11 protein-coding genes are annotated in these 13460 nt (G+C 71.1%); 5 read left to right on the forward strand and 6 right to left on the reverse strand.

Annotation, left to right across the window (positions count from 1 at the left end):
* Positions 1–91 precede the first annotated feature (91 nt).
* A complete protein-coding gene (gene cobN, locus CRP45_RS06785) occupies positions 92–3748 on the reverse strand; it encodes a cobaltochelatase subunit CobN (protein WP_097244232.1) in 3657 nt (1218 codons plus the stop codon).
* A 323-nt stretch (positions 3749–4071) separates the two neighbouring features.
* Here cobN and cobG point away from each other — a divergent pair, with 323 nt between their 5' ends.
* Complete coding sequence (gene cobG / locus CRP45_RS06790; protein WP_097244233.1) at positions 4072–5253, forward strand: precorrin-3B synthase; 1182 nt, start codon at positions 4072–4074, stop codon at positions 5251–5253.
* A gap of 154 nt (positions 5254–5407) precedes the next feature.
* On the opposite strand, the gene ddaH is transcribed toward cobG, so the two are convergent.
* Positions 5408–6250, reverse strand: coding sequence for a dimethylargininase (ddaH, locus tag CRP45_RS06795; protein WP_179830777.1), 843 nt, complete (start codon positions 6248–6250; stop codon positions 5408–5410).
* Positions 6251–6384: 134 nt separating this feature from the next.
* Between ddaH and CRP45_RS06800 the strand changes: the two genes are divergently transcribed.
* From CRP45_RS06800 to CRP45_RS06815, 4 genes are all read left to right on the forward strand, one after another.
* Positions 6385–6822 carry an Lrp/AsnC family transcriptional regulator gene (locus CRP45_RS06800; protein ID WP_067792778.1) on the forward strand — a complete coding sequence of 146 codons (438 nt, stop codon included), beginning with the start codon at positions 6385–6387 and terminating at the stop codon, positions 6820–6822.
* 150 nt (positions 6823–6972) lie between these two features.
* Positions 6973–7608, forward strand: a complete 636-nt coding sequence (locus tag CRP45_RS06805; protein ID WP_097244234.1) for a precorrin-8X methylmutase — start codon at positions 6973–6975, stop codon at positions 7606–7608.
* The gene (locus tag CRP45_RS06810; RefSeq protein WP_097244235.1) at positions 7605–9356 is read left to right on the forward strand and encodes a precorrin-2 C(20)-methyltransferase; all 1752 of its coding nucleotides are present in this window, start codon (positions 7605–7607) and stop codon (positions 9354–9356) included. The genes CRP45_RS06805 and CRP45_RS06810 overlap by 4 nt, the downstream gene beginning before the upstream one ends.
* Before the next feature lie 101 nt (positions 9357–9457).
* Positions 9458–9982: a PadR family transcriptional regulator gene (locus CRP45_RS06815; protein ID WP_097244236.1), complete on the forward strand. Its 525-nt coding sequence runs from the start codon at positions 9458–9460 to the stop codon at positions 9980–9982.
* Here the strand turns inward: CRP45_RS06815 and CRP45_RS06820 are convergent, their stop codons facing one another.
* The 4 genes from CRP45_RS06820 to dprE2 form a co-directional block, all read right to left on the reverse strand.
* Positions 9983–10732, reverse strand: a complete 750-nt coding sequence (locus CRP45_RS06820) for a cobalt-precorrin-6A reductase (protein WP_097244628.1) — start codon at positions 10730–10732, stop codon at positions 9983–9985. It lies immediately after the preceding gene.
* Positions 10729–11334 (reverse strand): DUF8020 domain-containing protein, encoded by a 606-nt coding sequence (locus CRP45_RS06825; RefSeq protein WP_097244237.1) that lies wholly within the window; start codon positions 11332–11334, stop codon positions 10729–10731. Before CRP45_RS06825 ends, CRP45_RS06820 begins: the two co-directional genes overlap by 4 nt.
* Before the next feature lie 96 nt (positions 11335–11430).
* Entirely contained in the window at positions 11431–12678 is a 1248-nt protein-coding gene (cbiE, locus tag CRP45_RS06830; RefSeq protein WP_097244238.1) for a precorrin-6y C5,15-methyltransferase (decarboxylating) subunit CbiE, read from the reverse strand.
* A gap of 22 nt (positions 12679–12700) precedes the next feature.
* On the reverse strand, positions 12701–13456 hold the full coding sequence (gene dprE2, locus CRP45_RS06835) for a decaprenylphospho-beta-D-erythro-pentofuranosid-2-ulose 2-reductase (protein WP_097244239.1): 756 nt from the start codon (positions 13454–13456) through the stop codon (positions 12701–12703).
* Between the last annotated feature and the right edge of the window lie 4 nt (positions 13457–13460).

Raw genomic sequence — 13460 nt, forward strand, 5'->3', positions numbered from 1 at the left:
AAAACCGAGGCGTCGTTTTGCGAAGGCCTACCAATGGAATTGGGGGACGGGCGGACCCGAGCATAACCGGATCCGCCCGCGCGCCGCGGTACTACTCGAGTTCCCCTTCGGTTTCCAGGTACACCTGACGCAACCGGTCCAGCGTCTCGGCCTCGGGGGCGGACCACATCCCGCGCTCGGCCGCCTCCAGCAGCCGTTCGGTGATGCCGTGCAGCGCCCACGGGTTGGACTGCTCCATGAACTTGCGGTTCACGTCGTCGAAAACATAACTCTCGGTGAGCTTTTCGTACATCCAGTCGGCGACAACATCGGTGGTGGCGTCGTAGCCGAACAGGTAGTCCACGGTGGCGGCCATCTCGAACGCGCCCTTGTAGCCGTGCCTGCGCATCGCCTCCAGCCAGCGCGGGTTCACCACCCGCGCGCGGAACACGCGCGAGGTCTCCTCGGAGAGGGTCCTGGTGCGCACCGCGTCGGGCCGGGTGCTGTCGCCGATGTAGGCCTCCGGATTCTTGCCGGTGAGCGCGCGCACGGTGGCGACCATGCCGCCGTGGTACTGGAAATAGTCGTCGGAGTCGGCGATGTCGTGCTCGCGGGTGTCGGTGTTCTTGGCCGCCACCGCGATTCGGCGGTAGGCCGAACGCATGTCGTCGGCCGCGGGCGCGCCGTCCAGATCGCGGCCGTAGGCGTAGCCGCCCCACGCGGTGTAGACCTGCGCGAGGTCGTCGTCGGTGCGCCAGCTCTTGGAATCGATGAGCTGAAGCAGACCGGCGCCGTAGGTGCCCGGCTTGGAACCGAAGATGCGGGTGGTGGCGCGGCGGGCGTCGCCGTGCTCGGCCAGGTCCGCTTCCGCGTGCGCGCGAACGTAATTCGACTCCGCGGGCTCGTCCAGCTCGGCCACCAGCCGGACCGCGTCGTCGAGCAGGGCGAGCACGTGCGGGAAGGCGTCGCGGAAGAAGCCGCTGATGCGCACGGTCACGTCGATGCGCGGCCTGCCGAGTTCGTCCAGTGGGATCGCTTCGAGGGTGGTGACGCGTCGGCTTGCCTCATCCCACACCGGGCGAACACCGAGCAGCGCGAAGACCTCGGCGATGTCGTCGCCGGAGGTGCGCATGGCCGAGGTGCCCCACACCGAAAGCCCCACGGAGCGCGGGTATTCGCCGTGGTCGGCGCGATACCGTTCGACCAGCGATTCGGCCATCGCCTGACCGGTCTCCCAGGCCAGCCGCGACGGCACCGCCTTCGGGTCGACCGAGTAGAAGTTGCGGCCGGTCGGCAGCACGTTGATCAGGCCGCGCAGCGGCGAACCGCTCGGGCCTGCCGGGACGAACCCGCCGTTCAGCGCGTGCAGCACCCGCTCGATCTCGACGCCGGTCTGGCGCAGGCGCGGCACCACTTCGGTGGCGGCGAAACGCAATACGGCGCGCACCGCACCGGCCGTGCCGGGTTCCGCGCCGCCGACGGCCGCCGCCCCGGAGGGAACGAGGGTGTCGGCGAATTCCGCGACCAGCCCGTCGATCGCGTCCACCGACCAGTCGGCGGCTTGCAGCGCGGCGAGCAACTCGCGTGCCCGGCCCTCGATCACGTCGACCCGCTCGCGCGCCTCGCCGCCGGATTCGTTCAGCCCCAGGGCCTCTCGCAGGCCGGGCACCGACACCTCGCCGCCCCACAGCTGCCGGGCGCGCAGCATCGCGAGCACCAGATCGAGTTCGCCGTCGCCCGCGGGCGCTTGGCCGAGGACGTGCAGACCGTCGCGGATCTGCACGTCCTTGATCTCGCAGAGCCAGCCGTCGACGTGCAGCAGCATGTCGTCGAAGGACTCCTCGTCCGGCCGTTCGGTGAGCCCGAGGTCGTGGTCCATCTTGGCCGCGCGCATCAGCGTCCAGATCTGCTGGCGGATGGCGGGCAACTTGGCCGGGTCGAGCGCGGAGATGTTGGCGTGCTCGTCGAGCAGCTGCTCCAATCGCGAGATGTCGCCGTAGCTTTCGGCCCGCGCCATCGGCGGGATGAGGTGGTCGACCAGGGTGGCGTGCGCGCGGCGCTTGGCCTGGGTGCCCTCACCGGGATCGTTGACGAGGAACGGGTAGATCAGCGGCAGGTCGCCGAGCGCGGCGTCGGTGCCACACGAGGCCGACATACCCAGCGTCTTGCCGGGCAGCCACTCCAGATTGCCGTGCTTGCCCAGATGCACCATGGCGTCGGCGCCGAAACCGCCCGCCGTCTCCGGCGCGGCCAGCCAGCGGTAGGCGGCCAGGTAGTGGTGGCTGGGCGGCAGGTCGGGATCGTGGTAGATGGCGACCGGGTTCTCGCCGAAGCCGCGCGGCGGCTGCACCATCAGCACCACGTTGCCGAAACGCAGTGCGGCGATGACGATCTCGCCCTTCGGGTCGGCAGAGCGGTCGACGTACAGCTCGCCGGGCGGCGGACCCCACGCCTCGACGACGGCTTCGCGCAGGTCTTCCGGGAGGGTGTCGAACCACGCGGTGTAGGTGGCGGCGCCGATGCGGATCGGGTTGCCCTCCAACTGTTCGGCGGTGAGCCAGTCCGGGTCCTGGCCGCCCGCCGCGATGAGCGCGTGGATCAGGGCGTCGCCGTCCCGCTGGTCCAACCCGGGAACCTCGGTAGAGTCACCGAGATCGTAACCGGCGGAACGCAATTCGGTGAGCAGCCGAATCGCGCTCGCGGGAGTGTCCAGGCCGACGGCGTTGCCGATGCGGGCGTGCTTGGTCGGATAGGCGGACAGCATCACGGCCAGTCGCTTCTCGGCGGCCGGAATATGGCGCAGCCGTGCGTAGCGCGTCGCGATGCCCGCGACCCGGCCGGCCCGCTCCGGATCGGGGACGTACGTGGACAGCCCGTCGGCGTCGAATTCCTTGAACGAGAACGGCACCGTGATGATGCGGCCGTCGAACTCCGGCACCGCCACCTGGGTCGCCACGTCCAACGGCGAGAGGCCGTCGTCGTTGTCCTCCCACTGGGCGCGGCCGCTGGTCAGGCAGAGGCCCTGCAGGATCGGCACGTCCAGCTCGGCGAGCGCGCCGACGTCCCATGCCTCGTCGTCGCCGCCCGCCGACGCGGTCGCGGGCTTGGTGCCGCCCGCCGCGAGCACGGTGACGACCAGAGCGTCGGCCTGGCGCAGGGTGGTCAACAGCTCGGGTTCGGCGGTGCGCAGCGAGGCGCAATACAGCGGCAGCGGTCGCGCGCCCGCGTCCTCGATCGCCGCGCACAGCGCGTCGACATAGCCGGTGTTGCCCGCCAGATGCTGGGCGCGGTAGTAGATCACCGCGACGGTCGGAACGCCCGCGACGGGCGCCGGGTGGCGGGCGTCGCGCTCGAGCTCGCCCCAGCTGGGCAGCTGCACCGGCGGCGCGAAGCCGTGGCCGGTGAGCAGGACCGTGTCGGACAGGAAGTTGTGCAGCTGCCGCAGATTCTCCGGACCGCCCGCGGCCAGGTAGTTGTGCGCGTCGGCCGCGACGCCGCCCGGCACCGTGGAGCATTCCATGAGCTCGGCGTCCGGGGCGATCTCGCCGCCGAGCGCGACCATCGGCACACCGCTGTCGCGGAGCGCCGCGAGCCCGTCCTCCCAGGCGCGCTTGCCGCCGAGGATGCGGACGACCACCAGATCGGCCCCGTCCAGCAGCCCGGGCAGGTCGTCGACCAGCAGGCGGGCGGGGTTGCCGAGCCGGTAGTCCGCGCCGCTGGCGCGCGCGCTGAGCAGATCGGTGTCGGACGTGGACAGCAGCAGGATCACGGGTGACCTTCCTCGGGTGACGCGCCCATCGGGGTGTGGTGCTCGCCGGAGAGGGTCTGGCTGTTCACAGTGGCGCGACCGCACCGGAATTGCACCGGTTTCCTCGTCGCCCGCCGAGCACGCCGATGCTACCCGGCGCGGTGTGGCCCGCCGCACCCCCGGTTCGGGAGAGGTCGGCGTTGCCTTCACGACCCGCGTCGACGATTGCCGAACGATGCCCGGCATCGGAGAAGTCGGTCATGTCGATGGGGCTCGGCGCTCGGCGAACTCCGGTAGCGCGCGCGGGGTCCTGCCGAGCCGGCGCACGTAGGCTGAAAGGCGCTATGACTCGAACCGCCCCCGATTCCTGCCCCGGCGTGCTGCGCCTGCATCAGGCCGCCGACGGACCGCTCGCGCGCGTCCGAGTGCCGGGCGGCCTGCTCACTTCGGACCAGGTGCTCGTCTTGGCGGCCGCGGCGAGCGAGCTCGGTGACGGCGCGATCGAACTGACCTCGCGCGGCAATCTGCAGCTGCGGCAGGTGCGCGACGCCGCCGAACTCACCGCGCGCTTGACCGCCGCCGGACTGCTGCCGAGCCGGACCCACGAGCGCGTGCGGAACATCGTCGCCTCGCCGCTGTCCGGGCGGGTCGGCGGGCTGGCGGACGTGCGCGGGCTGGTGGGCGAACTCGATGCCCGGCTGTGCGCGACGCCCCGGCTGGCGGACTTGCCGGGGCGGGTGCTGTTCACGCTCGACGACGGGCGCGGCGATGTCAGCGGTCTGGACGGGGACATCGGCGTCCAGGCGGTCGGTGCCGACGAGTTCGCGCTGCTGCTGGCCGGGGTCGATACCGGCGTTCGCGTGACCGGAGCCGAGGCGGTCGATATCGCGCTGGCCGCCGCGGAGGGTTTTCTCGCTGTGAGCTCGGGACAGTGGCGGCTGCACGAGGTCGCGGACGGTCCCGCCAGAATCCTCGATTCGCTCGGTCTGACTCCCGGCACGCAACGCGTGGAAGTCGCTGCGGCCCAGGATGTTCCGATCGGCTGGCTGGACCAGGACGACGGTTTGGTCGCACTCGGCGCTGGTGTCCGGCTGGGCGCGCTCGACGCGCGGCTCGCCGAGTTCGTCGCTGCGGTGGAACGCCCGGTGATCGTCACGCCGTGGCGCAGCCTGGTGATCGCCGACCTCGAGGAGTGGGCCGCCGAGCAGGTGGTTCGGGTGCTCGCTCCGATGGGCTTGATCTTCGACGCCGCCTCACCATGGCTGCATGTCAGCGCGTGCGCCGGGCAGCCCGGCTGCGCGAAGTCGCTGACCGACGTGCGCGCCGACGTCACGGCCGCCGTCGAGTCCGGTCGCGTGCTGTCCGAGGACGCGTCGACCGAAACAGCTCCCGAGCGGGTCGTTCCCGCCGAGGAAGTCTCGGTGGCCGGCCGCCAGCACTGGTCCGGTTGCGAGCGCCGCTGCGGAAGGCCGCGCGGCGAGGTCACCGACGTGGTCGCCACGCCCGACGGTTATCGCGTCGACTGATAGGTCGCGACGACCGGGAGCGCGAGCCTGTCTCCCGCTGCTTCTACGCAAATCAGCGCAGGCCCTCGGCGGGGGCAGCGCGGCACCGGCGGGCGGCGATCCACGCGGCAGGCGGTGGCCGACTGCCGCGTCGCCGCTCCGAGGCGCGGCTCGGTCAATGCAGCTCGAGGGTGCAGCACTTGATCCCGCCGCCTGCCTTCAGCAGCTCCGAGACGTCCACCGGAACCGGGAGGTAGCCGCGGGCGCGGAGGGCGGCGGCGAGGTCGGTGGCCTGCGGGCTGAGGAAGACGTGATACCCGTCGGACACCCCGTTGAGGCCGAGGACCGCGGCGTCGGCGTCGGTCGCCTCGACCGCGTCCGGGAACAGGGCCGCCAGGACAGCGCGGCTGGTCTCGGCGAAGGCGGGCGGGTAATAGGCGATGGTGGTGTCGTCGAGGACCATCAGGACGGTGTCGAGGTGGTAGAACCGCGGGTCCACCAGTTCCAGTGAGACGACCGGGATTCCGAAGTACAGCTCGACCTCGCGGTGGGCCGCCGCGGAACTACGGAAGCCGGTGCCCGCCAGGAATCGGCCCCCGATCAACGCGAAATCGCCCTCGCCCTCGTTGAATTCCGCAGCCGCAGCGATCTCGACGCCGCGTCCGGCGAACCAGCGGTGGAAGGCGGGGCCCTCGGCGGTGCGTTCGGCGTGGGTGAAGCGCGCGGACAGGATCCGGTCGCCGACGGCCAGTCCACCGTTGGCGGCGAACACCATGTCGGGCAGACCGGGTTCGCCGGGCACCACGTCGACCTGGTGGCCGTAGCGCTCGAAGGTCGCGCGCAGGTCGTCCCACTGGGCGAGCGCCAGCGCGCGGTTCACCGGCGTGTCCGGATTCATCCACGGATTGATCGAGTACCGGACGTCGAAATGGTCCGGGCGACACATCACGAACCGGCGCGGCACGGGTCGGCGTGCGGGGGTGGGTTCGGTGGTCTGGAGGGTAGCTACTGAGGTCATCGTGGCTCCCGGTGAGGCGCGGTGAATACGGCTGCCACGAAGGTAATGGGCCTACCATTGCGTCAGGAACGCCGAATCGTTGCGCAAATCGCCTCGGGAACGACGAATCATTGCGTCACGGAAGAAGGGCTGTGATGGACGAGACAGACCGCCAGATCCTCGGCCACCTGCTGCGCTCGGCGCGCGCCTCGTTCCAGGAGATCGGCTCCGCGGTGGGTCTTTCCGCGCCCGCGGTCAAGCGCCGGGTGGACCGCATGGTCGCCAGCGGTCAGATCACCGGCTTCACGGCCCTGGTGAATCCGGCGGCGCTCGGCTGGACCACCGAGGCCTACGTCGAGGTGTACTACCGCGACAACATCACCCCGGCCGAACTGCGCCGGAGCCTGGAACCGATCCCGCAGGTGGTGGGCGTGTGGACGATCGCGGGCGAGGCCGACGCGCTGGTGCACGTGATGGCCACCGACATGGCCGAGATCGAGTCGACAGTGGAGCGAATCAGGGAGAACGCGCGCGTCGGGCGCACCCGCAGTTCGATCGTCATGTCCCGCATCCTCGAACGACCACGCACCTGAGCCACCATCGTCTCCCGCGTACTTCCGCGTTCGCTCCGGCCACGGGCTGACCTCTCGGCGGCGTGCGCCCGGTGGGCGCACCTGCGCCCTCGCTCGGACATCCCGGGGCGGGAGGCGGTCGCCGCCCTGCCGCGTCCTAGGGTGGACCCCATGTCCGACGTGCGCACCAGCTACCTCACCGACGGGGCCGAGATCTATCGGCAGTCGTTCGCGACGATCCGAGCCGAGGCGGATCTGAGCGCGTTCCCGCCGGACGTGGCGCGGGTGGTCGTCCGGATGATCCACGGCTGCGGACAGGTGGACCTGACCGAGGACATCGCCTTCTCCCCCGGCGTCGTCGCGGCCGCCCGTGCGGCGTTGCACGCGGGGGCGCCGATCCTCTGCGACGCGCAGATGGTCGCCTCCGGTGTGACGCGCAAACGGCTCCCCGCGGACAATGCGGTGATCTGCACCCTCGGCGACCCCCGCGTCCCGGAACTGGCTGCGACACTGGGCAATACGCGATCGGCGGCGGCACTGGAGCTGTGGCGGGACCGGCTGGACGGCGCGGTCGTCGCCATCGGCAACGCGCCGACCGCGCTGTTCCACCTGCTGGACATGCTCGACGCGGGCGCCCCGCGACCGGCCGCGATCCTCGGCATCCCCGTCGGTTTCGTCGGCGCCGCCGAGTCCAAGGACGCGCTGGCGGCCTACGGCGGCGTCGAATACCTGACCGTGCGCGGCAGGCGCGGCGGCAGCGCCATCACCGCGTCGGCACTGAACGCGATTGCGAGCGAAGCGGAATGACCACACCGGGCAAACTCTGGGGTATCGGACTCGGGCCGGGCGATCCCGAACTGGTGACGGTCAAGGCGGCGCGAATCATCGCGGCGGCCGACGTGATCGCCTTCCACAGCGCGCGGCACGGGCGCAGCATCTCGCGCGGTATCGCCGCGCCCTACATGCGACCGGGCCAGCTCGAAGAACACCTGGTCTACCCGGTGACGACCGAGACCACCGACCATCCCGGCGGCTACCAGGGCGCGATCGACGAGTTCTACGAACAGGCCGCCGAGCGACTTGCCGCGCATTTGGCGGCGGGCCGCTCCGTCGCCTTGCTCGCCGCCGGTGATCCGCTGTTCTACAGCTCCTACATGCACATGCACCGCCGGTTGGCGGACCGCTTCGAGGCCGAGATCGTTCCCGGCATCACCTCGGTGAGCGCGGCGTCGGCGGCGCTCGGCACCCCGCTGGTGGAGGGCGAGCAGGTGCTGACCGTGCTGCCGGGCACCATGCCGACCGAGGAGCTGACCCGCCGCCTGCGCGACACCGACGCCGCCGCCATCATGAAGCTCGGCCGCACGTATCCCGGTGTGCGGCAGGCACTCTCGGACGCGGGACGGCTCGACGACGCCTACTATGTGGAACGGGCGAGCACCGACCGAGAGCGGGTGCGAACCGCCGCCGAGGCGAACGACGCCGACGTGCCGTACTTCTCGATCACGCTGGTGCCGGGTCCGCGGCCGACCACGCCGTTGCCGAGGATTGCCGCCGCGACGGCCGAAGCACACTTCGCCGGAGCGACGGCCGCCTCGACCGGCGTATCGACTGCGGCGAGCGCCCCTGCCTCGCCCGCCGAGGACCCTCTCGCGCAAGGTGATTCGGTTTCGACGGGCGCGGCCTCCGATGTTCCGTCGGCGCACGCGGATTCGATTTCGGCAGGCGCGGCCTCCGATGCTCTGTCGGCGCACGCGGATTCGATCTCGACAGCCGCGGCCTCCGATGTTCCGTCGGCGCAGCCGGATTCGATCGGCGAGGTCGTGGTCGTCGGCCTCGGCCCCGGCTCGCCGGACTGGACGACCCCCGAGGTACGGGAGGCACTCGATGCCGCCACCGATCTCGTCGGCTACACCACCTACATCGACCGCGTGCCGCAGCGCCCCGGCCAGCGCAGGCACGCCAGCGACAATCGCGTGGAGTCCGAACGCGCCGCCATGGCTTTGGATCTGGCCAAGCGCGGCGCCAAGGTCGCGGTGGTCTCCTCCGGCGATCCCGGGGTGTTCGCGATGGCGGCGGCGGTGCTGGAGGAATCCGCCGACCCGCAGTGGCAGGATGTGCCGGTGCGGGTGCTGCCCGGCCTCACCGCGGCCAATGCCGTGGCCAGCCGGGTCGGCGCTCCCCTCGGCCACGACTACGCCATGATCTCGCTCTCCGACCGGCTCAAGCCGTGGGAGGTCGTGGCGCAACGACTTTCGGCCGTCGCGGCGGCCGACATGGCGATCGCGATCTACAACCCGGCGTCCTCGCAGCGCACCTGGCAGGTCGGCGCGATGCGCGATCTGCTGCTGGAGCATCGCAAGCCGGACACCCCGGTGGTGCTCGGCCGCGATGTCGGCGGACCCACCGAGTCGGTCCGGGTGGTGTCGCTCGTCGATCTCGACCCGGCCGACGTGGATATGCGTACCCTGCTGATCATCGGCGCGTCCACCACCGCGGCGGTCGACACCCCGCACGGCACCCGCGTCTACACCTCGCGGCGCTACCACCGTCCCTGACTCGCGAAGACCTACCATGAGGCTCCTCGCGAGGACGGACCCCACGCGGCGAAGCGAGTGAGCTAACATTCCACTATGGAACGTCGAGAAGGGAGCGGCCGATGACGACGACCCGGCGCAAACCGCTGAATTCGACGGCCGCCTCGCTGCTCGGTTTCCTGCACGAGGGGCCGATGTCCGGCTGGGATCTGGTGACGCTTGCCCAGGATCGGATCGGCGATTTCTGGACGATCACCCAGAGCCAGGTGTATCGCGAGTTGGCCGCGATGGACACCGCCGGGCTGGTCGCCAAGGGCGAGACCGGGGCGCGGGAGCGCACGCCCTATCGGATCACCGACGCGGGCCGCGAGGCGTTTCTGGAATGGGTCACCCGCGATCCCGGCGCGGAAACGATCCGGGTGCCGTTGCTGCTCACCATGTCGTTCGGCGACCACCTCGACTCCGAGCACCTCGATCGGATCATCGCCGCGAATCGCGAAGTGCACCAGCGGCGCCTCGATCGCTACCTGAAGGACGAGTGCGACACCCTGCGGCCGCACCAGCGGGCCACCCTGGAGTTCGGCATCGGCTACGAGCGCGCGGTGCTCGCCTGGTTCGATCGGCTGCCCGAGTTGCTCAGGCGCTGATCAGCGAAGGCCGGATGCCTTGGCCCGCAACCATTCCCACGCTTCAGCCACCGTTTCGACGATCTCCGCTCCTGCGGGCAGGGGCGGCCGGTCGACCATCACGACGGGCAGCTCGGCCGCGCGGGCTGCGGCCAGTTTGGCATAGGTGCGGTCACCGCCGCTGTCCTTGGTGACCAGCACGTCGATGCGGTGCCGCGCCAGCAGCCGGGATTCCTCGTCCACCGTGAAAGGCCCGCGGGCGAGCAGCACTTCGTGGTTCGGCGGCAGTTCGGTTTCCGGCGGGTCGATGGCGCGGATCAGGAACCACCGGTCGGTGAGCCCGGCGAACGCGCCGACGCCCTGCCTGCCGATGGTGAGGAAGACGCGCTCGCCCAGTTCCGGGAGCGCGTTCGCCGCGGCCGCGAGATCGGGCACGCGAATCCATCGATCGCCCGGCGCCTCGGTCCAGCCCGGCCGCCGCACATGCACCAGCGGTATACCCGAGTCCCGCACGGCCGCGGCGGCATTCGCGCTGATCGTGCCCGCGAACGGGTGGGTGGCGTCGATGACGGCGTCGATCCCGTTGTCCCCCAACCACTCGCGCAGACCCGCGACGCCGCCGAAGCCGCCGATTCTGACCGAGCCCTCCGGCAGCCGCGGGTCGCGAACACGACCGGCGAGCGAGGAGACGATCTCGAATCCTCGCTCGCCGGAAGCGATGTGGGCCAGCTGCCGCGCTTCGGCGGTGCCGCCCAGGATCAGCGTTCTCAGGGCTGACCGCTGAAGTACGCGATGCCCGCGTTCAGCAGCGAGGGGCCGCCCGCGACGAGCAGGCCGATCACGCCCCCGATGATGGCGCCGGGGATGACGCCGACCACGAGACCGAGCAGACCGATCAGGCCGCCGATCACGGCGCCGACGGCGGCGCCGAGCGAGGCGCGCTGCAATTCGGCGAAGAACCACTCCTGCGCGCCGATGTCCTGCACGGCGACCACGTCGGCCTTCGGGGTCAGGGTGAGGGACTTGCCGTCCGCGTCGATCGCGGCGGCGATCTCCACCGGCGCGCCGTTGCTCGCTTCCCGCGCGGCGAGCGGAATGGTCGTGACGACCTCGCCCGCGTCGTTCTTCAGCGTGACGGCCTTGCCGTCCGCGTCCAGGGTGAACGCGCCGCCCGTCACGGTGGTGAGGATGGACTTGCCCGCGTCGGCCAGCCGCGCGGTGTAGCCGACGCCCTGGTCCTCGCCCTGCGCCGCGAGTGCGGTCTGCTCCTGGGCGGCCGGGGGTTCGGCCGGCGCGGCGTAGGTGGTGCCCGCGGTGACACCGGTGGCGGCGATGGCCAGGAGAGCGGTAGCGGCGAACTTCTTGTACTTCATGTATCTCCCCATGGAATCGGTTTTCCGATAACGAGTGGATCTCGCGCCCGACCCTACCCGCTGACACGCGCGTGTTTCACCCTCGCAGCGAGGATTTCAGGGTGAACCCTGATCCGATTTGACGACTGTCCACTGCGCGACGGGCAGCTGGGGACGCCACGCGGTGAAGCCGCCGAGCGGCTCGGCCCGATAGATCTGGAACTTTCGCAGCTCACCGCCCCGCGCGGCGGCCATGGCGACCAGCAGCGCTTCCGATTCCGCGGTGACGGCGTTCGCGACCAGCCTGCCGCCCTGGCGCAGATGGGCGAAGCATGTCTCGAGCAGGCCAGGCTGGGTGACACCGCCGCCGACGAAAATCGCGTCGGGCGCGGGCATTTCGCGGTCGGCGGCCAGTTCGGCGAGCACCTCCCCGCGCACCAGCACCTGCGGGACCCCCAGCGCGGTGGCGTTGACGGTGATCTGCTCCCTGCGGCGCTCCAGCCGCTCGAAAGTCACCGCGCGGCAGGCGGGATGCGTGCGGCACCATTCGATGGCGATGCTGCCCGAACCACCGCCGACGTCCCACAGCAGTTCACCCGGCGCGGGGGCGAGCGCGGCCAGGGTCAACGTCCGCACCTCGGCCTTGGTGAGCTGGCCGTCGCCGCCGTAGACGGTGTCGGGCAGGCCGGGCAGGCGGGTGACGCGGGTGTGAGCCGGATCGGCGACGCAGTCGACGGCGACGATGTTCAGCGGGTCGCCCGCGTCGGGATCCCAGGATGCCGCGGTGGCGGTTCGCAGACGTTCCGACGGCCCGCCGAGCTGCTCGAGCACCGTGACGGCCGATCCGCCGAATCCGTTGTCTCGCAAGAGTTTCGCGACCTCGGCCGGGGTGCTCTCGTCGGCGCTGAGCACCAGCAGCCGTCTGCCGTCGACCAAGTCGGGCAGGACGGTCGCCACGGGGCGGCCCACCGCGCTGACGACCGGCGTCTCGGCCAGCGCCCAGCCGAGGCGCGCGCAGGCCAGCGAAGCGGAAGACGGTTGCGGCAGCACCCGCAGGGACGCGGGCCCGAACAGCCGGGCCAGCGTGACGCCGATGCCGTAGAACATCGGGTCGCCGCTGGCGAGCACACAGATCCGGCGCGCGGCGTGCTGCGTGAGCAATCCGGGCAGCGCGGGCAGCAGTGGTGATGGCCATGCGCACCGTTCGCCGCCGAGATCGCTTGGCACGAGCGCCAATTGCCGCTCGGAACCGAAGATCACCTCGGCCGCTGCGACCGCTTCCCGCGCCGCGGCGCCGAGGCCGTCCCATCCGTCGGCGCCGATGCCGACGACCGCGATCGGGGGACCCTGCCAAGCGTCGGTCACCGCCGCGGTCCTCCTGCCGCGCTCATCGAGGCATCCGGCGCCACAGGAACTGCGGCACCATCCGCGCCACCGCGGCGGCCGGTCCGAGGGCGCGGGGCACCCAGATCTTGCCCGCGCGGCGGCGCAGCCCGGCGACGACGGCGTCCGCCACCTGACCGGGCGTACTCGACAACGGCGCGGGTTCCATGCCCTCGGTCATCCTGCCGATGACGAAACCGGGGCGAACCAGCAGCAGATGGACGCCGCTGCCGTGCAGTGCGTCGGCGAGGCCGCTGGCGAATCCGTCCAAACCGGCCTTGGCCGAGCCGTAGACGTAATTGGCGCGGCGCACCCGCGCACCCGCGATCGAACTGAACACGACGATCTGGCCGTGCCCTTGGGCGCGAAGCAGATTCGCGAGGGTGGTGAGCACGCTGACCTGGGCCACGTAGTCGGTGTGCACGACGGCGACAGCGTGCTCGGGTTCGCGCTCGGCGCGGGCTTGGTCGCCGAGAATGCCGAAGGCCAGCACGGCGACTCCGATGGGTCCGTAGTCGGCGGCGATCTTCTCCAGCAGTGCGGCGTGACCGCGGGTGTCGTCGGCGTCGAACTCCACGGCGTGCACGGCCGACGCTCCGGCCTGTTCGACGGTCGCGATCTGCGCCGCCAAATCGTCGCTGCGCCGCGCCGCGAGGATCACCACCCGGCCGGGCACCAGGCGCTCGGCGATCTCGAGACCCATTTCGCTGCGTCCGCCGAGCACCAGTACCGAACCCTCGGCGATCCCTCGCTTTCCCATGCGC

The sequence above is a fragment of the Nocardia amikacinitolerans genome, from assembly GCF_900215415.1.
GTDB lineage: Bacteria > Actinomycetota > Actinomycetes > Mycobacteriales > Mycobacteriaceae > Nocardia > Nocardia amikacinitolerans.